This window comes from Kitasatospora sp. NPDC059160, from assembly GCF_042755465.1.
Classification (GTDB): domain Bacteria; phylum Actinomycetota; class Actinomycetes; order Streptomycetales; family Streptomycetaceae; genus Kitasatospora.
The window spans coordinates 31,551-48,970 of sequence record NZ_JBHZCN010000022.1 but is presented as its reverse complement, the minus strand read 5'-3'; the positions used below and the strand labels follow the sequence as shown (position 1 = coordinate 48,970).

Genomic DNA, 17,420 nt, shown 5'->3' with positions numbered 1-17,420 from the left:
CAGTGCCGCGTTGGAGGCCAATAGCCGGGTCTACGCTGCAAGCACCCTCAGACCCCCGCTACGCCGTCTCCCCGCCGGGACGGCGTGAAACGGAGCGATCGTGTCGTACGAGATCTCTGCTCTCAGCGCATCCGCGCCCACCCGCCACAAGCAGCTGCTCGCTTGGGTGAGCGAGATCGCCGAGCTCACCCAGCCGGACCGCATCGAGTGGTGCGACGGTTCCGACGAGGAGTACCAGCGCCTCGCGGACCTGCTGGTGGCTCAGGGCACCTTCAAGAAGCTGAACGAGGAGAAGCGCCCCAACTCCTACTACGCCGCCTCGGACCCGTCCGACGTCGCGCGCGTGGAGGACCGCACCTTCATCTGTTCCGAGCAGGAGAAGGACGCCGGACCGACCAACCACTGGAAGGCCCCCGCCGAGATGCGCGAGGTCTTCCAGGGCGAGCAGGGCCTGTTCCGCGGCGCGATGAAGGGCCGCACGATGTACGTCGTGCCCTTCTCGATGGGCCCGGTCGGCTCCCCGCTGGCCGCGTACGGCGTCGAGATCACCGACTCCGCCTACGTCGCGGTGTCGATGCGCGTGATGACCCGCATGGGCAAGGCCGTGCTGGAGCAGCTCGGCGAGGACGGTGACTTCGTCAAGGCCGTGCACACCGTCGGCGCCCCGCTCGCCGAGGGCGAGGCGGACGTGCCGTGGCCGTGCAACAGCACCAAGTACATCTCACACTTCCCGGAGACCAGGGAGATCTGGTCCTTCGGTTCCGGCTACGGCGGCAACGCCCTGCTCGGCAAGAAGTGCTACGCGCTGCGCATCGCCTCGACCATGGCCCGTGACGAGGGCTGGCTGGCCGAGCACATGCTCATCCTCAAGCTCACCCCGCCGTCCGGTGAGGTCAAGTACGTCGCGGCCGCCTTCCCGTCGGCCTGCGGCAAGACCAACCTGGCCATGCTCCAGCCGACCATCCCGGGCTGGAAGGTCGAGACCATCGGCGACGACATCGCCTGGATGCGCTTCGGCGCCGACGGCCGCCTGTACGCCATCAACCCCGAGGCCGGCTTCTTCGGCGTCGCCCCCGGCACCGGCGTGGACACCAACGCCAACGCCATCGACACCCTCTGGGGCAACACCGTCTTCACCAACGTCGCCCTCACCGACGACGGCGACGTGTGGTGGGAGGGCCTCACCGAGGAGCCCCCGGCACACCTCACCGACTGGCGCGGCAACGACTGGACCCCCGAGTCCGGCACCCCCGCCGCCCACCCGAACGCCCGCTTCGCCGTCCCGGCCGCGCAGTGCCCGACCATCGCCCCCGAGTGGGAGGACCAGGCGGGCGTGCCGATCTCGGCGATCCTGTTCGGCGGCCGCCGGGCCACCGCCGTCCCGCTGGTCACCGAGTCCTTCGACTGGCAGCACGGCGTCTTCCTGGGCGCCAACATCGCCTCCGAGAAGACCGCCGCCGCCGAGGGCACCGTCGGCGAGCTGCGCCGCGACCCGTTCGCGATGCTGCCGTTCTGCGGCTACAACATGGGCGACTACTTCGCCCACTGGCTGGAGGTCGGCGCCCAGGCGGACGCCGCCAAGCTGCCGAAGATCTACTACGTCAACTGGTTCCGCAAGAACACCGAGGGCAAGTTCGTCTGGCCCGGCTACGGCGAGAACAGCCGCGTGCTCAAGTGGATCGTCGAGCGCCTGGAGGGCACCGCCGACGGCGTCGAGACCCCGATCGGCGTGCTGCCGAAGGTCGAGGGCTTCGACCTGGGCGACCTCAAGCTGTCCGAGGAGGACCTCGACCTGCTCTTCACCGTGGACGCCGACATCTGGCGCCAGGAGGCCGCGCTGGTGCCGGCCCACCTGGAGCTGTTCGGCGACCACACCCCGAAGGAGCTGTGGGACGAGTACCGGAGCCTGGTCGCGCGCCTCGGCTGAGCCTGAGCCTCAGCCGAGCGAGAGGTCGGCGCGCGGCACGAACCGCGCGCCGACCGAGTGGCAGGACGGCCGGAGTTCCGCCGGGTGGTCTTTCCCCGACCAAGGAGACCACCCGGGCCCGGGACTCCGGCCGTAGTGTTTTCCCGCGCGTGCTCCCCACGCGCGTTTCCCCGCCGGTAGGGCGGGTCACGGCGGGTCACGGCGGGTCAGGGCTGGGTGTAGCCGCTGAGGAAGTCGCCGATCCTGGTCACCGCGTCGGTGATCTCCTCCGGCCGCGGCAGCGTGACCAGCCGGAAGTGGTCCGGCTCGGGCCAGTTGAAGCCGGTGCCCTGGACCAGCAGGATCCGCTGGGAGCGCAGCAGGTCGAGCACCATCTGGGCGTCGTCCTTGATCTTGTAGACCTTCGGGTCCAGCCGGGGGAAGGCGTACAGCGCGCCCTTCGGCTTGACGCAGCTCACGCCCGGGATCTGGTTGAGCAGCTCGTACGCGGCGTCGCGGGAGGCGAGCAGCCGGCCGCCGGGCAGCAGCAGGTCCTTGATCGACTGCCGTCCGCCGAGCGCGGCGGCCACCGCGTGCTGGGCCGGCATGTTGGCGCACAGCCGCATCGAGGCGAGCACGGTCAGGCCCTCGATGTAGCTGCGGGCGCGCTGCCGGTCGCCGGAGAGCACCATCCAGCCGGAGCGGAAGCCCGCGACCCGGTAGGCCTTGGACAGTCCGTTGAAGGTGACGCAGAAGAGGTCCGGGGCCAGGGTGGCCAGCGGGACGTGCTCGGCGTCGTCGTAGAGGATCTTGTCGTAGATCTCGTCCGCGTAGACCACCAGCTGGTGCCGGCGGGCGATCTCGGCGATGCCCTCCAGCACCTCGCGCGGGTAGACCGCGCCGGTCGGGTTGTTCGGGTTGATCACCACGATGGCCCTGGTCCGGTCGGTGACCTTGGCCTCGATGTCGGCGAGGTCCGGGTACCACTCGGACTGCTCGTCGCAGCGGTAGTGCACCGCGGTGCCGCCGGCCAGCGAGACCGAGGCCGTCCACAGCGGGTAGTCCGGCGCGGGGACGAGCACCTCGTCGCCGTCGTCCAGCAGCGCGGTCATGGCGAGCTGGATCAGCTCGGAGACGCCGTTGCCGAGGAAGACGTCGTCGACCGAGAGGCCGTGCAGGCCGCGGTCCTCGTAGTGCATCACCACGGCGCGGCGGGCCGAGAGCAGGCCCTTGGAGTCGCCGTACCCGTGCGCGTTCGCGAGGTTGCGCAGGATGTCCTGGAGGATCTCCGGGGGCGCCTCGAAACCGAAGGTGGCCGGGTTGCCGGTGTTGAGCTTGAGGATGCGGTGGCCCTGTTCCTCCAGCCGCATCGCCTCGTCGAGCACCGGGCCGCGGATGTCGTAGCAGACGTTGGCGAGCTTGCTGGACTGGATGACCTGCATGCCTGCCTACTTTAGGGGCACGCCGGGGCCCGGCGCCGGGTGTCCGGGGAGACGGCTCGCCGGGCTCGGAAGGGCTTCCTTGGATCGCCAGGCGGGGGTGTCGAACGGCCTTCCAAACCGCTGCCCGAATGTCCGTAATGCTCGTGTATGCGAGGAACGCCGTCGATCTCTGCGGTGGATTCTTCGCCGGAACGAGACGGACGGCACACCGGCCGTCTGTCCCGGGCGGGAAGATGGGGCCGGTCGGTCGGCCGGTCGGCGGGGAGAAGCCGTCGGGGAGGGGCCGACCGGGAGAAGTCGACGGGGAAGCGGGGAGTGCCGGTGGTGACGGTCGTGGCCGGAGCGGTGCTGGCCGCTCTCCTGGTGGCTCCCGCGCTGCGCGCGCTGGTCGCCCGGTTCGCCGTGCCCGAGGGCGAACCCTGGTGCGAGGCCTGCCCGTTGTGCGGGCGCCCGGTGGGGCGGCTGCTGCCGCCGACCGGTCGCTGCCCGGGCTGCCGGGAGCGGCTGGGGGCCGGCCCGGGGGCGGTGGAGGCGGTCGCCGCGGCGGTCGCGGTCGCGGTCGCCTGCGCGGCGGACGGCCCGCAGGCGGCGGCGCTCGCCTGGGCGGGCGCGCTCGGGGTGGCGCTCGGCTTCACCGACGCCCGGGTGCGCCGGCTGCCGTACCGGCTGACCGGGCCGCTGCTGGCCGGGGTGGCCGTGCTGCTGGCGGTGGCGGCCCTGGCCGAGGGGCGCCCGGGGGTGCTGCTGCGCTGCCTGCTGGTCGCGCTGGCGGTCGGCGCGCTGCTCGAAGTGGCCGTCCAGATCGGCGCGTTGGGCCCCGGTGACTCGCCGCTCGGGCTCGCCCTGGGCGGGCTGCTGGGCTGGTACGGCTGGTGGGTCGCGATCGGCGGGCTGGCCGCCGCGGTGGTGCTCGCCGGCCTGTGGGGCACCCTGCGGGTCGCCGCCCTGCTGGTCCGCCGTCGCCCGTGGCGCGGGCTGGAGGTCCCGGTCGGCCCCTTCCTGCTGCTGGGCGCGCTCACCGCGGTGCTCGCGCGGTAGCGGAAGGGCCCGCCGTACCGGACCGGTACGACGGGCCCCTCCGTCGGCGCGCCGGCCCCACCCTCAAGGAGTGGCGCGCCGTGGGGAGTCGGGCCGAGTGCCTCAGGGCATCTTGTGGACGAACGGGCCGACCGTGTTGGAGAAGGCGTTGCCGTTGTTGGCGTCCCAGTTGGTGGACCAGGTCATCGCGCCCCGGATGGTGGGCCACTTGGCCGGCGGCACGAAGCTGCCGCAGTTGTTGCCGGTGGCCAGGCAGTTGAGCGCGTTGTTCACCACCGACGGGTCGACGTAGCCGCCGCCGGCCGCCTTGCCGGAGGCCGGGACGCCGATGCCGACCTGGTCGGGCCGCAGGCCGCCCTGGATGTGGGTGCAGACCTGCGAGGTGATGAAGTCGATCGTGCCCTGGTTGTAGACCTTGCCGTCGCAGCCGTTCATGCCGCCCGAGTTGTAGAACTGGGTGTTGACGACGGTCAGGATGTCCTTGGTGGCCAGCGCCAGCTGGAAGTAGGCGCCGGCGGTGCTGTACATCCCGATGGTCTCGGGGGCCATGGTCAGCACGAAGCCGGGGCCGACCTTGGCCTGCAGGGAGTGCAGCGCGGCGCCGAGCGGGCCGGCCTGGACGCCGTTCTCCAGGTCGACGTCGACGCCGTCGAAGCCGTAGTCCTTGATGATCGCGTAGGCGCTGTCGGCGAAGTTCGCCCCGGCGGTGGCGTCGCCGACGGTGATCGCGCCGTTCTGGCCGCCGATGGAGAGGACGACCTTCTTGCCGGCCGCCTGCTTGGCCTTGATGTCGGCGCGGAACTGGGCGTCGGTGTAGCCGCCGAGCGCCTTGGACAGGGCCGGGTCCAGGGTGAAGCTGATCGCGCCGGTCCGGGTCGGCACGGCGTCGGCGAAGGAGACCGCGATGATGTCGTACGCGCTCTGCACGTCGCCCAGGCGCTGCGGGGTCGAGCCGTTGTCGAAGTTCTGCCAGTAGCCGGTGACCGCGTGGGCCGGCAGGCCGGTGGCCGGCGGGGTGGTGCCGGTCGGGGTCGGGGTCGGGGTCGGCGTGGCCGTGGGGGTGGGCGTCGTGGTGGGGGTCTGGGTCGGCGTCGCGGTCGGGGTCGCCGTGGCGGTCGGGGTGGCGGTGGCCGTCGGCGTCGGGGTCGGCGTCGGGGTGGCCGTCGGGGACGGCGTGGAGGTGCCGCCCGGGCCGACCAGCGCGACGTCGTCGGCGAGGTAGGCGCTCTGCCCGTACCAGCCGTGCAGGTAGACGGTGACGCTGGTGGCGTTCGCCCCGGTGGTGAAGGTGCTGGTCAGCTGGTTCCAGCTGGTCTGGTTCGACCACGTGGACGGGTCCGTCCCGCCGGTGCCGCGCGCACCGAGGTAGACGTACGGGCCCTGCACCCAGGCGCTCAGGGTGTAGCTGGTGTTGGGCAGCACGCTGATGGTCTGGGTGCACTCCGCGGTGTCGCCCGCGCCCGGGGCGGCCTGCAGCGCACCGGTACCGGAGTGGACCGGCGCGGACACCGCGGCCGCGCCGCCGGTGCAGGACCAGCCGGCCAGTCCGCTCTCGAAGCCGCCGTTGGTGACCAGGTTGCCGTCCGCCGCGCTGGCGCCGCCGGCGAAGAGGGCGAGGCCGCCGCCGGCCAGGGCGAGGGCGGTGGCGCCGGCCGCGAGGGCCGGCAGGGGGCTGCGCCGGCGCCGGTGCGCGGGCTGCTGCGGGGTACGGGCCATGGGGTGACGCTCCTGGGGGAGGAGCGGCCGCCGCGGTGGGGGGCGCGGCGGCCGCGTGTGGGGGAGGGGAGGTCCGCGGGTGACTCCGGGGGCGGGATTGTTTCGTTCCGCCTCGGGTCAAAAGCTGGACTAGACCATTGCCGGTCGTCAAGGACGTGACAACCGGCTTACGGCTCCCTTAAGGAATCGGAGACCGTTCCGTGTCCACCCCGGGCGCACCGCCCCGCAGGCCCTGACACACCCGTCGCGACAGACTTCGTACAGGACCGTGACCAGACCGCTACCTGCGGCTTTACCGCGTGCCTGCGCGCGGGAGTAGGCTGCGCCGGGGCGGTGACGCACCTGCCTGAACGAGTACGGAGGGGCCGGGAAACCATGGGTCTGCGCGATGTCGCCGAACGGACGCCGGGGCTGCGCACCCTGCTGGGCGGGATGTACGGGCTCTACGGCCGACGGGTCGAGGTCCACCTCGCGCGCACCCCGCACCACATCGGCGTGATCCTGGACGGCAACCGCCGCTGGGCCAAGGCCGCCGGCGGCTCCACCGCGTACGGCCACCAGCGCGGCGCCGACAAGATCAGCGAGTTCCTCGGCTGGTGCGACGAGACCCACGTCAAGGTCGTCACCCTGTGGATGCTCTCCACCGACAACCTGGACCGTCCCGCCGACGAGCTGGTCCCGCTGCTCGGCATCATCGAGGACGCCGTCACCGGCCTGGCCGCCGCCCGCCGCTGGCGGGTCAACCCGGTCGGCGCGCTGGACCTGCTCCCCCAGCACACCGCCGACGTGCTCAAGCGCGCCGCCGAGGAGACCGCCGGGATCGACGGCATCACCGTCAACGTCGCGGTCGGCTACGGCGGCCGGCACGAGATCGCCGACGCCGTCCGCTCGCTGCTCCAGGAGCACGCCGGGCGCGGCACCCCGATCGAGGAACTCGCCGAGATCCTGACCGTCGAGCACATCTCCGAGCACCTCTACACCGCCAACCAGCCCGACCCGGACCTGATCATCCGCACCTCGGGCGAGCAGCGGCTGTCCGGATTCCTGCTCTGGCAGAGCGCCCACAGCGAGTTCTACTTCTGCGAGGCGTACTGGCCGGCCTTCCGCAAGGTCGACTTCCTGCGCGCGCTGCGCGCCTTCGAGCAGCGGAACCGGCGGCTCGGCCTCTGATCAGGGCCCCTCGGCCGCGCCTCCGGGCGAAATGACCGCCGTAGGCCTGGCCTACCCGGGCCGCGCGCGAGGCCAAACGTTCACCGGCAATGATCCGTCAGTTCGCCGGGGGCGCGAATGCACCGCCCCCCGCCTGGGAATACTCCAGTCAGTCCGGTCCCGAGGCCACCGGGGCAGCGGGGGCCGGCTTGCCGCGGATGACGCAGGGTCATCCGCTCTGGAGGCCTAGTGGTCAGTTCGAAGAGCCGCCGGACACCAGACCGGCGCACGTACGTTCTCGACACCAGCGTGCTCCTGGCGGACCCGCTCGCCATGACCCGCTTCGAGGAGCACGAGGTCGTCCTCCCGGTGGTGGTCGTCACCGAGCTGGAGGCCAAGCGCCACCACCCCGAGCTGGGCTACTTCGCCCGCCAGGCGCTGCGCCTGCTCGACGACTACCGCATCCGCCACGGCCGGCTCGACGAGCCGATCCCGGTGGGCGAACTGGGCGGGACGATCCGGGTCGAGCTCAACCACTCGGACGTCTCGATACTGCCGGCCGGCTACCGGGCCGGCGGGGGCGAGGCGGACACCCGGATCCTGGCGGTCGCCCGCAACCTCCAGGCCGAGGGCTACGACGTCACCGTCGTCTCCAAGGACCTCCCGCTGCGGATCAAGGCCAGCTCGGTGGGCCTGCTCGCCGAGGAGTACCGGGCCGAGCTCGCGATCACCTCCGGCTGGACGGGCATGTCCGAGCTGCACGTCGGGGCCGAGCAGGTCGACGCGCTGTTCGCGGCCGGCCACGACGCCGCGGTGGACATCGACGGGGTCGAGGAGCTCCCGGTGCACACCGGGCTGGTGCTCACCTCGGAGCGCGGCCGGGCACTCGGCCGGGTCACCGGGGACGGGCGGGTCCGGCTGGTGCGCGGCGAGCGCGAGGCGTTCGGGCTGCGCGGGCGCAGCGCCGAACAGCGGGTGGCGCTGGACCTGCTGCTCGATCCGGACATCGGCATCGTGTCGATGGGCGGCCGGGCCGGGACGGGCAAGTCGGCGCTGGCGCTGTGCGCCGGGCTGGAGGCGGTGCTGGAGCGGAGGCAGCACCGCAAGGTGATGGTCTTCCGGCCGTTGTACGCGGTCGGCGGCCAGGAGCTCGGCTACCTGCCCGGCAGCGAGGCGGAGAAGATGGGCCCCTGGGCCCAGGCGGTCTTCGACACCCTCTCGGCGGTCACCACCCCCGACGTGATCGAGGAGGTCATCGGCCGCGGGATGCTGGAGGTGCTGCCGCTGACCCACATCCGGGGGCGTTCGCTGCACGACGCCTTCGTGATCGTGGACGAGGCCCAGTCGCTGGAGCGGAACGTCCTGCTGACGGTGCTGTCCCGGATCGGCCAGGGTTCGCGGGTGGTGCTCACCCACGACGTGGCGCAGCGGGACAACCTCCGGGTCGGCCGGTACGACGGCGTGGTCGCGGTGGTGGAGAAGTTGAAGGGGCATCCGCTCTTCGCGCACATCACGCTCACCCGCTCGGAGCGGTCGCCGATCGCGGCGCTGGTCACGGAGATGCTGGAGGACATCAACCCGTGAACCACCCCTGAGCGGGACATAGTCGGACAATAGGTTCAACTTGTGGCGCGGGGCCCGCTCCTGACGGAGCGGGCCCCGTCCCTTTCATCACATCGAGTGCTTTCTGTCCGAAGAACTTCCCTACGGTGAATGTGACATGCGCCACGCAGGCGGGAATTGCGTCGACAGTGCCCGGTGCGGCATGGTGTGGGTTCTGTCAGGCCCCGCGTACGGCGCGGCAGGGCTTCCGCTCGTTGGAGGCTCGGCCCGGGAAGGTCCGCCAACTCCGGTCGGTGGACACACAATTGAAGACCGTTGAGCCGTACGCCGCCCGATTCCAACGCCCGGTCGCCTCATTCCGACCGGACGCCGGGCCAGTACCTCCCGTGACCAGAGCACCTGCGGAGGTCCGTGCCAAGGGGCATGTTGCGTCCGCACGGTCACGCGTGGGCGATGCTGGAAGGAATCCATGTGACTCGGATCTCGGTCCGGGGAGTTGCTGTGGCCTCTGCCACCGCGGTCACCGCTGTCGGTGCCGTCGTGGGTATGGCCTCGGGCAGCGAGGTCAAGGCTGCGCAGACGGTCGACGTCGCCGGCGCGACCCTGCTCGCCGAAGTCCCCTCTGGCTCCCAGGCACAGGCCGCAAGTGACAACATCGGCCAGCAGGCGACCGCCCAGCAGGCCTCCGCCGACGCCGCCGCCAAGGCTGCCGCCGAGCAGAAGGCCGCCGAGGAGGCCGCGCGCCAGAAGGCCGCCGCGGACGCCCAGGCGAAGGCCGACGCCCAGGCCAAGGCCGACGCGGACAAGGCCGCCAAGGCCGCCGCCGACCAGCGTGCCGCCGCCGACGCCGCCGCCAACCGCTCCAAGGCGCGGTCGGCGATGTCCGCGGTGGACAACAGCGCGCCCCCCGTCTCGGTCAGCCCCGGTTCCGTCCAGGACACGGCCCGGCAGATCGTCGGCAACGACGCCCAGTTCCAGTGCTTCAGCCAGATCGTGAAGCGCGAGAGCGGCTGGGACTACACCGCGACCAACAGTAGCTCCGGCGCCTACGGTCTGGTCCAGGCCCTGCCCGGCTCCAAGATGGCCTCGGCCGGTGCCGACTGGCGCACCAACCCGGCCACCCAGATCAAGTGGGGCCTCAGCTACATGAACAGCCGCTACGGCAGCCCCTGCGGTGCCTGGTCGTTCTGGCAGGCCCACAGCTGGTACTAGGAGGACCGCCGCCCCGGGCGGCGCCACTCCCCGCGGCCCCCGGCCGCTCGTCCTGTTCGACGAGCAGCCGGGGGCCGCGGCGTTCCCGGGCACGCCGTGCGCGGCGGCCGGGGAAGGGCGGGCCGCGCCGCCCGGGCTGCGCTGACCAAGGCGCCCACGGGCGGTGCGGTCCTGGTGCGGACGCGGGGCGCGGGGAGGGGTCCTGGTAGCTCCCCGCACCGGCCGGTCCGCCGGCGGTTGGCTCGATGGAAGCGATCCGGACGACCGGCTCCACGGCACCGGTCGGCCTGATGGGACGACTCGGCGTCCCGTTCGAAGTCCTCCCCCGTCGCGCCTGGGCGAAACCACCTGAAACCTGGCGTTTTGTCTTGGTTTGTGAAGTGAAGTGGTCGAAGCCGAACCCCACGGCGGGCGGACTCGCCCCGCCCCCGCCGGGTAGCGTCATCCCTGACGGCCGTGGTGCGACCCACGGCGTTACCGCCGGGATCGGCGGGTCCGGCAGGGAAGCGGTGGTAGCGAGGATGGCGCGGGGCGGAAAGGCCTTCAAGGCCGTGGCCAAGGGCATGGCCGTGGTGGCGAGCGCGGCCGCCGTGATCGAACGGCGCCGGCGCGCCGCGATGGCGGCCGATCCGCACGAACTCCCCGTACCGGCCCTCGCCGAGGCGCCCGGCCCCGTCCCGGTGCCGCGCACCGACCCCGCGCCGACGGCCGCGCCGCTCGCCGCCCGGGTGGCGCCCGAGGCCGAGGCCGGGGCCGTCGCGGAGGCTGCCGCCGAGGCCCCCGCTCCCGCGACCACGCCCGCGGCGGCCGCGCCCGCCGCGCCGACCGCACCCCCCGCGCACACCGGACTCGGCCGCGAGTACCACCCCGGCCGGCCCGCCACCCCCGCCGAGGCGGTGCCGTGGGGACTGCGGGTCGCCGCCGAGTCGACCTGGCGGCTGCTGCTGCTCGGCGCCGCGCTCTACGTCCTCTTCTACGTCGTCGACATGCTGCGGCTGGTCGCCTTCTCGGTGCTGGCCTCGCTGCTGATCACCGCGCTGCTGGAGCCCTCGGTGTCCTGGCTGCGCCGGCGCGGGGTGCCGCGCTCGCTCGCGGCCGGCGGGGTCTTCCTCAGCGGTCTGGCCGGGATCGGGCTGGTCGGCTGGTTCGTGGTCTGGCAGGTGTCCACCAACCTGCCCGACGTCACCAACCAGGTGAAGACCGGCGTCAACCAGCTCCGGGACTGGATGATCACCGGCCCGCTGCACCTGACCCAGCAGCAGATCACCGACTTCGCCAACCAGATCACCAAGGCCATCACCACCAACACCGACCAGCTCACCTCGGCCTCGATCACCGGCGCGCAGATCGCCGTCGAGATCCTGACCGCGCTGCTGATGACCTTCTTCACCACCTTCTTCTTCCTCTACGACGGCTCCAGGATCTGGAACTGGGCGCTGCGCGGCCTGCCCCGGCAGTCCCGCTTCGCGATGGCCGGAGCCGGGCCCAAGGCCTGGACCACGCTCACCGCGTACGTGCGCGGCACCGTCTGCGTGGCCTTCATCGACGCGCTCTGCATCGGCATCGGCGTCGACCTGCTGGGCGTGCCGCTGGCCATGCCGCTGGCCGTGATCATCTTCCTGGGCGCCTTCGTCCCGCTGGTCGGCGCCCTCGTCACCGGCACCGTCGCCGTCCTGATCGCCCTGGTCACCCAGGGGCCGTGGACGGCGCTGATGGTGCTGGTCGTCCTGATCGCGGTGATGCAGGTGGAGAGCCACATCCTCCAGCCGCTCATCCTCGGCCGCGCCGTCCGGGTCCACCCGCTCGGCGTGGTCCTCGGCGTCGCGGCCGGCGGCATCATCGGCGGCATCGGCGGCGCGGTCGTGGCCGTCCCGCTGATCGCCGTCACCAACACCGTGGTCGGCCACCTGCGCCGCCGCAACGAGGCCGGCCAGGCCGTCTTCACCGCCCTCGAAGCCGCCCGCGAGGCCGCCGAACGCACGGCCGCCACCCGGCCGGCGGCGACTCAGCCGGCCGCCGACTGACCGAGGGCGGACAGGACGGCGGTGCCGACCGCCACGACCGCCAGCCCCAGCACCGCGCCGGTCGCGATCCCGGCCTCCCGCGCGGCCCAGTGCCACCGGCCCGGCGCACCGTGCCGCAGCGCCCTGCGGGTCAGCACGGCCCCGAGCACCGGACCGCTCCAGGGCAGCCCCACCACCCACAGCAGTCCGTAGTACCCGTGCCAGGGCGGGTCCTCGGCGGCGAACGCCGTCCAGACCACCGCGACGAGGCAGACCACTGCCCAGAGGACGGTGACCAGGACCGTCCAGCAGCCCCCGCCGGACCGCGGCTCCTGCGGGGCGCCGGGGCGGGGGTCAGTCATGACGTCCGGCCGCCGGGGTGATCCGGCTGCCGTGGCCGCTGACGATCCGACCGATGTTGTCGACCGAGGTGCGGTCGTCGCCGGGGCCGTCGTCCCAGTAGGACGAGTGCGCGGTGAAGTCGGGGGACCCGCCGTCCACGGCGAAGCGGTGGGCGCCGAAGTCGACGCTCGCCGGATCCCTGGTGAACCAGCCCAGGTGCGAGATGTGGTCCCAGGAGGCGGCGCCGACGTAGGTGTGGTCGGCCCCGACGGAGAACTCGGAGGCGTGGAAGGCGTCGGTGCCGGGGCTGCCGACCAGGATGACGTCGTCGGCCGCGATCCCGGCCGGTTTCCGCGCGGCGAGGCCGACCAGCAGCGAACCGAAGCTGTGGCCCTCGGCCGTGACGTGGGCCGGAGCGCCCTGGTGGGTGACGCGCTGCCCCTCGAGGAACCTGCGGTAGGCGTCGACGCCGCCCTGCGCGCGGCTCAGGTCGCCGGCCTCCGGGAAGCTGAGCGGCGCGTCGTACCCCAGCCAGGCGATGGACGCGGTGCTGCGGGTCGGGTCGGCGCGCTGGGCCGCGTCGTACACGGCCTTCGCCCGGTCCGCGTCGCCGCCGCCGATGCGTTGCAGCGTGGTGTCCAGACCGCCGACCAGGGAGGTGACGTCCTGGGCGGTGTCAGGGTTCCCGAAGGAGATGATGCCGCGCCCCTGCCCCTCCCCGCTGATGCCGAGCAGGAAGACCGGCGGTTCCGTTCCGTCGGTCCGGCGCAGCCGCTCGGCGATCCTGCGGTACCCGGCCAGCCTCAGGTCGTCGTTCGGATCGGACGACCGGCCACCCCGCTCGTACTCGGCGATCAGTCTCGGCAGCAGGATCCGGTTGGCCTGGTTCCTGGCGACCGCGGGGACGCCGTCGCGGTTGCCGACCAGGTCCGGGTGTTCGTGGACGAGCCACTGCTGCTTGTCGGGGGGCAGCGCATTCCACCAGGCATTGACCTCGGTGGGCGGTGCGTCGTCCTTGGGGACGCTGCCGAGCAGCAGGCCGTCCGGGGCGAGGGTGGGGTCGAGCCGGTCGCTGAGGGCGGCGCCCGAGTCGAGGCCCGTGCCGTCCTGGGCGCGCTCGACGTAGTGCTGGAGCCGGGTGGCGATGGCCTGATCGACGGCTTCGGCCTCGGTCAGGGCAGTCGAGATGCGGGCGGCGAGTGCTGTGGCGACGCGCTCGCAGCTCCTCCGGTAGTCGGGGTCGTGCTGGTCGGCGTAGCTGCCGGGCGGCCAGGAGACCGTGCCACGGGCGTCGACGGACAGTCCGGCCGTCTGTGCGTCGGTCAGTGCCGTGCGGAGCGCGGACTGGGCGAGGGCCAGTGCGTCGGCGCCGGCGCGGATGCTCCTGCCGATCTGCCCGATCTCGCTGTGGGCGGCTTTCAGCTCGCCGGTGCTGCGGCGCAGCGCCGGTCGGGCCGCGTCGGCGCAGGGACCGGCCCAGTCGGCGGCCGCGATGCGGCCGTCGACGCCGTCGCGCCACTTGTCCACGTGCTGCCCGAAGGCGCCGTACAGCTTGTCGTAGGCATCGGCCGCCGCGTACAGGTGACTCAGGTCGGTGTCGCGCAGTGTGGCGAGGTCCATGCGGTCGCCCCTAACCGAAGTGCAGGACGAAGTTGTGCTTCTGCCGTGCGGTCGGGCCCACCGGGACGGTACGGGTGTCCGGGCCGAAGGCCGTGCTGATCTGCTGGTCGGTGCTGCCGTAGCCGAGGCCCGCGTCGATCAGACCTCGGCCCTGCCGGCCCATCGTGGCGTGCAGGTCGGTCAGCAGGGTGTTCCAGGCGTTGGCGCAGGTGCCGAGTGCGGTGCCGCACCGGAGGCCGGCCAGTCCGGAGGCGGACTGGTTCGAGGCCTCGAGCAGGGCCTTGAGCTCGCCGGGGATCTGCTCGGCCGTTTCGACGGCGGTGCCACCGGTCTGCTGGAGTTCGTCCGGGTTGGCGCGGAAGCCCCCGCCGTTCTCCGGATGGTCGGACATCGCGGCTCCCCCTCGACCGAATGTCGTACACGGATCGCCTTGCACTGTAGCCGAGTTGGGCCCGCCGGGCGCCGGAAACGCCGAGGGGCCCCTCCGTGCGGAGGGGCCCCTCGGGTGGTGCGGGTGGTTCAGGCGTTGACGGCGGCGAGGGCGGCCTCGGAGTCGAGGACGCCCGCCACGGCCTGGAGGACGGCGGCGATCTTCATCGAGGCCTGGATGACCTCACGGTCGACGCCGGCCTTGCGCAGCACGGCCTCGTGCGAGTCGAGGCACTGGCCGCAGCCGTTGATGGCCGAGACGGCGAAGCACCAGAGTTCGAAGTCGATCTTCTCGACGCCCGGGGTGCCGATGATGTTCATCCGCAGACCGGCCCGCATCGTGCTGTACTCCTTGTCGGAGAGCAGGTGCAGCGTCCGGTAGTAGACGTTGTTCATCCCCATGATCGCGGCCGCGCCCTTGGCGGCGGTGTACGCCTCCGGGGAGAGGTTGGCCTTGGCCTCGGGCTCCAGCTCGCGCAGCACGGCGGGGCTGCGGGTGGCCATCGCGCAGGACAGCACGGTGCCCCAGAGCTGCTGGGCGGGGAGGTCGGAGTTGCCGATGACCGAGCCCAGGTTGAGCTTGAGGTCCTTGGCGTAGTCCGGAAGGGCGGCCTTCAGGTCGTCGAGGGCCATGGGTCAGCCCGCCAGGAGGGCCTGGGCGTCGAGGGTGTCCTCGCCCTTGGTCCAGTTGCACGGGCACAGCTCGTCGGTCTGCAGGGCGTCCAGCACCCGCAGGACCTCCTTGGGGTTACGGCCGACGGAGCCGGCGGTGACCATGACGAACTGGATCTCGTTGTTCGGGTCGACGATGAACACGGCGCGCTGGGCGGTGCCGTCCTCGCCCTCGACGCCGCAGGCGCGCATCAGCTCGTGCTTGATGTCGGCCAGCATCGGGAAGGGCAGGTCGCGCAGGTCCTTGTGGTCCTTGCGCCAGGCGTGGTGCACGAACTCGGAGTCGCCGGAGACGCCGAGGATCTGGGCGTCACGGTCGGCGAACTCGTCGTTCAGCTTGCCGAACGCGGCGATCTCGGTCGGGCAGACGAAGGTGAAGTCCATCGGCCAGAAGAAGACGATCTTCCACTTGCCCTCGTAGGTCTTGTGGTCGATGTCGGCGAAGGCGCTCGCGGCATCCAGGTCGACACAGGCCTTGAGGTCGAACTCGGGGAACTTGTCGCCGATCGTGAGCACGTTCGCTTCTCCTGGGATGAGACTGCGGGGAGTTTTGTCCGGATTCCGGACAGGACCCACGATTCCACATCGTGGACTGATCAGAGAAATAGCTACACTTGATGTGTCTGATCGGAGATTGTTATCAGTACTGAACCACCCCCCTCCCGGCCCGCCCGCCGCAGGGTCGCCGCCGCCAAACCCGAGGCGGCTGTGGGGAGCGCCACAGTCCGCAGCCCGCGCACGCCGACGGTCGCCCAGCTCAAGGCCTTCGTCGCGGTGGCGGAGCACCGGCACTTCCGGGAGGCCGCCGCCGCCACCGGGACGAGTCAGCCGGCCCTGTCCGGGGCGGTCGCGGCGCTGGAGGAGTCGCTGGGCGCGCAGCTGGTCGAGCGTACGACGCGCAAGGTGATCGTCACTCCCCTGGGGGAGCGTGTGCACGGGCATGCGCGCCGGGTGCTCGCCTCCTTGCAGGCCCTCACCGAGGAGGTCGACGCCGCCCGCCGTCCGTTCACCGGACCGCTGCACCTCGGGGTGATCCCGACCGTCGCCCCGTACCTGCTGCCCACCGTGCTGCGGCTGGTCCGCGACCGCTTCCCGGAGCTGGAACTGCACGTCCACGAGGAGCGCACCCCCTCGCTGCTGGAGGGCCTGGCCGCCGGGCGGCTGGACGTCCTGCTGCTCGCGCTCCCGGCCGGCGGCTCCTCGCCGACCCGGGAGATCCCGCTGTTCGACGAGGACTTCGTCCTGGTCACCCCGCCCGGGCATCCGCTCGCCGGGCGGGTCGACGTGCCGCGCGACGTGCTGCTCGACCTGGACGTGCTGCTGCTGGAGGAGGGCCACTGCCTGCGCGACCAGGCCCTCGACATCTGCCGCGAGGTCGGTGCCGACCCGGCCGGCTCCACCACTCGCGCGGCGGGCCTGTCCACCCTGGTCCAACTCGTCGCCGGGGGGCTCGGGGTGACGCTGCTGCCGGCCACCGCGCTGGACGTCGAGGCCGGTCGCACCGACCGGCTGGCCGCCGTACGGTTCGCCGCCCCGGCGCCCGGCCGCCGGATCGGGCTGGCCACCCGGCCGGGGTCGGCCCGCAGCGCCGAGTACGAGCGCTTCGGCGCGGCGCTGCGCGAGGTGCTGGCCGAGCTGCCGGTCCGGATCGTCGACGCGCCCTGAGGCGTCAGTGCGCCGCCGGTGCGCCCTGAGGCGTCAGCGCACCGCCGGTGCGCCGAGGCAGAGGCCGACCGTGGTCGTCACCAGCAGGTCCAGCGCCTCCAGGGTCTCCGGGGCGGGCGGCTCGCCGGGCAGGCTCCGGATCAGGTGGCGGGCCGTCAGGCCGTCGAAGCCGGTGAGGAAGTGGGCGGCGATCCGGTCGGCGGGCAGCGCCAGGGTCAGCCCGTGGGCGGCGGCGAGGGCGGCGAGCATCTCGGTGGCGGTGCACTCCATGGCGTGCTGGAGGCCGAGCATGATCTCCCGGACGTCCGGGTCGCGCATCGCCAGCGTCTCGAACTCGCTGAGCAGGACGCAGCGCCCGTCCTCGCCGGTGGCGGCCTCCCAGAGGGCGTGGACCAGGGTGCGGACCTGGTCGCCGAACGGTCCGTCACCGGGTGAGGCGGCGCGCACCTGGTCGATGAACTGGGCGGCGACCTCCTCGACGACGGCCCGGTAGAGGTCCTTCTTGGTGCCGAAGGTGTAGTGCACCGTCGCCTGTGCCACGCCCAGCTCCGCCGCGATCGCGCGGGTGCTGCCGGCGGAGACCCCTTCCCGGGTCATCAGGTCGATCGCGGCCCGGACCAGCTGCGGTCGGCGTTCGGAGGCGGGGACATGAGCCATCCAGCC

General features: G+C 72.5%; 15 protein-coding genes. 7 read left to right on the top strand and 8 right to left on the bottom strand.

Translation table 11 applies throughout. The features are described from left to right. Positions 1 to 100 precede the first annotated feature (100 nt). Complete coding sequence (locus ACFXOZ_RS12095) at positions 101 to 1,927, top strand: phosphoenolpyruvate carboxykinase (GTP) (protein WP_375884595.1); 1,827 nt, start codon at positions 101 to 103, stop codon at positions 1,925 to 1,927. Between the two features lie 206 nt (positions 1,928 to 2,133). On the opposite strand, the gene ACFXOZ_RS12090 is transcribed toward ACFXOZ_RS12095, so the two are convergent. After that, entirely contained in the window at positions 2,134 to 3,348 is a 1,215-nt protein-coding gene (locus ACFXOZ_RS12090; RefSeq protein ID WP_375884597.1) for a pyridoxal phosphate-dependent aminotransferase, read from the bottom strand. A gap of 321 nt (positions 3,349 to 3,669) precedes the next feature. On the opposite strand from ACFXOZ_RS12090, the gene ACFXOZ_RS12085 reads away from it, so the two are divergent. Next, entirely contained in the window at positions 3,670 to 4,386 is a 717-nt protein-coding gene (locus ACFXOZ_RS12085) for a prepilin peptidase (RefSeq protein ID WP_375884600.1), read from the top strand. 102 nt (positions 4,387 to 4,488) lie between these two features. On the opposite strand, the gene ACFXOZ_RS12080 is transcribed toward ACFXOZ_RS12085, so the two are convergent. Further along, the gene (locus ACFXOZ_RS12080) at positions 4,489 to 6,102 is read right to left on the bottom strand and encodes a chitinase (RefSeq protein ID WP_380589678.1); all 1,614 of its coding nucleotides are present in this window, start codon (positions 6,100 to 6,102) and stop codon (positions 4,489 to 4,491) included. A gap of 375 nt (positions 6,103 to 6,477) precedes the next feature. Here ACFXOZ_RS12080 and ACFXOZ_RS12075 point away from each other — a divergent pair, with 375 nt between their 5' ends. The 4 genes from ACFXOZ_RS12075 (at position 6,478) to ACFXOZ_RS12060 (ending at position 12,050) form a co-directional block, all read left to right on the top strand. After that, positions 6,478 to 7,272 carry an isoprenyl transferase gene (locus tag ACFXOZ_RS12075; RefSeq protein WP_375884604.1) on the top strand — a complete coding sequence of 265 codons (795 nt, stop codon included), beginning with the start codon at positions 6,478 to 6,480 and terminating at the stop codon, positions 7,270 to 7,272. 228 nt (positions 7,273 to 7,500) lie between these two features. Then, positions 7,501 to 8,835, top strand: a complete 1,335-nt coding sequence (locus tag ACFXOZ_RS12070; RefSeq protein ID WP_375884607.1) for a PhoH family protein — start codon at positions 7,501 to 7,503, stop codon at positions 8,833 to 8,835. A gap of 450 nt (positions 8,836 to 9,285) precedes the next feature. Beyond that, positions 9,286 to 10,026: a transglycosylase SLT domain-containing protein gene (locus tag ACFXOZ_RS12065; protein ID WP_380529380.1), complete on the top strand. Its 741-nt coding sequence runs from the start codon at positions 9,286 to 9,288 to the stop codon at positions 10,024 to 10,026. Positions 10,027 to 10,547: 521 nt separating this feature from the next. Then, complete coding sequence (locus tag ACFXOZ_RS12060) at positions 10,548 to 12,050, top strand: AI-2E family transporter (RefSeq protein WP_380527823.1); 1,503 nt, start codon at positions 10,548 to 10,550, stop codon at positions 12,048 to 12,050. Here ACFXOZ_RS12060 and ACFXOZ_RS12055 read toward each other — a convergent pair. The 5 genes from ACFXOZ_RS12055 to ACFXOZ_RS12035 form a co-directional block, all read right to left on the bottom strand. Then, positions 12,032 to 12,391 (bottom strand): hypothetical protein, encoded by a 360-nt coding sequence (locus tag ACFXOZ_RS12055; protein WP_380589675.1) that lies wholly within the window; start codon positions 12,389 to 12,391, stop codon positions 12,032 to 12,034. The two genes, ACFXOZ_RS12060 and ACFXOZ_RS12055, sit on opposite strands and share 19 nt — an antisense overlap. Continuing rightward, the gene (locus ACFXOZ_RS12050; RefSeq protein ID WP_375884615.1) at positions 12,384 to 13,991 is read right to left on the bottom strand and encodes an alpha/beta hydrolase; all 1,608 of its coding nucleotides are present in this window, start codon (positions 13,989 to 13,991) and stop codon (positions 12,384 to 12,386) included. Before ACFXOZ_RS12050 ends, ACFXOZ_RS12055 begins: the two co-directional genes overlap by 8 nt. 10 nt (positions 13,992 to 14,001) lie before the next feature. Continuing rightward, entirely contained in the window at positions 14,002 to 14,382 is a 381-nt protein-coding gene (locus ACFXOZ_RS12045; protein WP_375884617.1) for a WXG100 family type VII secretion target, read from the bottom strand. A 128-nt stretch (positions 14,383 to 14,510) separates the two neighbouring features. Then, positions 14,511 to 15,053 (bottom strand): alkyl hydroperoxide reductase, encoded by a 543-nt coding sequence (locus tag ACFXOZ_RS12040; protein WP_375884619.1) that lies wholly within the window; start codon positions 15,051 to 15,053, stop codon positions 14,511 to 14,513. Between the two features lie 3 nt (positions 15,054 to 15,056). Continuing rightward, the gene (locus ACFXOZ_RS12035) at positions 15,057 to 15,608 is read right to left on the bottom strand and encodes a peroxiredoxin (protein WP_375884621.1); all 552 of its coding nucleotides are present in this window, start codon (positions 15,606 to 15,608) and stop codon (positions 15,057 to 15,059) included. A gap of 192 nt (positions 15,609 to 15,800) precedes the next feature. Between ACFXOZ_RS12035 and ACFXOZ_RS12030 the strand changes: the two genes are divergently transcribed. Beyond that, positions 15,801 to 16,757, top strand: coding sequence for a LysR substrate-binding domain-containing protein (locus ACFXOZ_RS12030; protein WP_375884623.1), 957 nt, complete (start codon positions 15,801 to 15,803; stop codon positions 16,755 to 16,757). Between the two features lie 33 nt (positions 16,758 to 16,790). Here the strand turns inward: ACFXOZ_RS12030 and ACFXOZ_RS12025 are convergent, their stop codons facing one another. Next, positions 16,791 to 17,414 carry a TetR/AcrR family transcriptional regulator gene (locus ACFXOZ_RS12025; RefSeq protein WP_375884626.1) on the bottom strand — a complete coding sequence of 208 codons (624 nt, stop codon included), beginning with the start codon at positions 17,412 to 17,414 and terminating at the stop codon, positions 16,791 to 16,793. Between the last annotated feature and the right edge of the window lie 6 nt (positions 17,415 to 17,420).

Excerpts from the sequence above, each read along its gene's own strand:
- ACFXOZ_RS12025 (WP_375884626.1), bottom strand. The coding sequence starts at position 17,414 with ATGGCTCATGTCCCCGCCTCCGAACGCCGACCGCAGCTGGTCCGGGCC.
- ACFXOZ_RS12040 (WP_375884619.1), bottom strand. The coding sequence starts at position 15,053 with ATGGCCCTCGACGACCTGAAGGCCGCCCTTCCGGACTACGCCAAGGAC.
- ACFXOZ_RS12080 (WP_380589678.1), bottom strand. The coding sequence starts at position 6,102 with ATGGCCCGTACCCCGCAGCAGCCCGCGCACCGGCGCCGGCGCAGCCCC.
- ACFXOZ_RS12055 (WP_380589675.1), bottom strand. The coding sequence starts at position 12,391 with ATGACTGACCCCCGCCCCGGCGCCCCGCAGGAGCCGCGGTCCGGCGGG.
- ACFXOZ_RS12075 (WP_375884604.1), top strand. The coding sequence starts at position 6,478 with ATGGGTCTGCGCGATGTCGCCGAACGGACGCCGGGGCTGCGCACCCTG.
- ACFXOZ_RS12060 (WP_380527823.1), top strand. The coding sequence starts at position 10,548 with ATGGCGCGGGGCGGAAAGGCCTTCAAGGCCGTGGCCAAGGGCATGGCC.
- ACFXOZ_RS12045 (WP_375884617.1), bottom strand. The coding sequence starts at position 14,382 with ATGTCCGACCATCCGGAGAACGGCGGGGGCTTCCGCGCCAACCCGGAC.
- ACFXOZ_RS12050 (WP_375884615.1), bottom strand. The coding sequence starts at position 13,991 with ATGGACCTCGCCACACTGCGCGACACCGACCTGAGTCACCTGTACGCG.
- ACFXOZ_RS12090 (WP_375884597.1), bottom strand. The coding sequence starts at position 3,348 with ATGCAGGTCATCCAGTCCAGCAAGCTCGCCAACGTCTGCTACGACATC.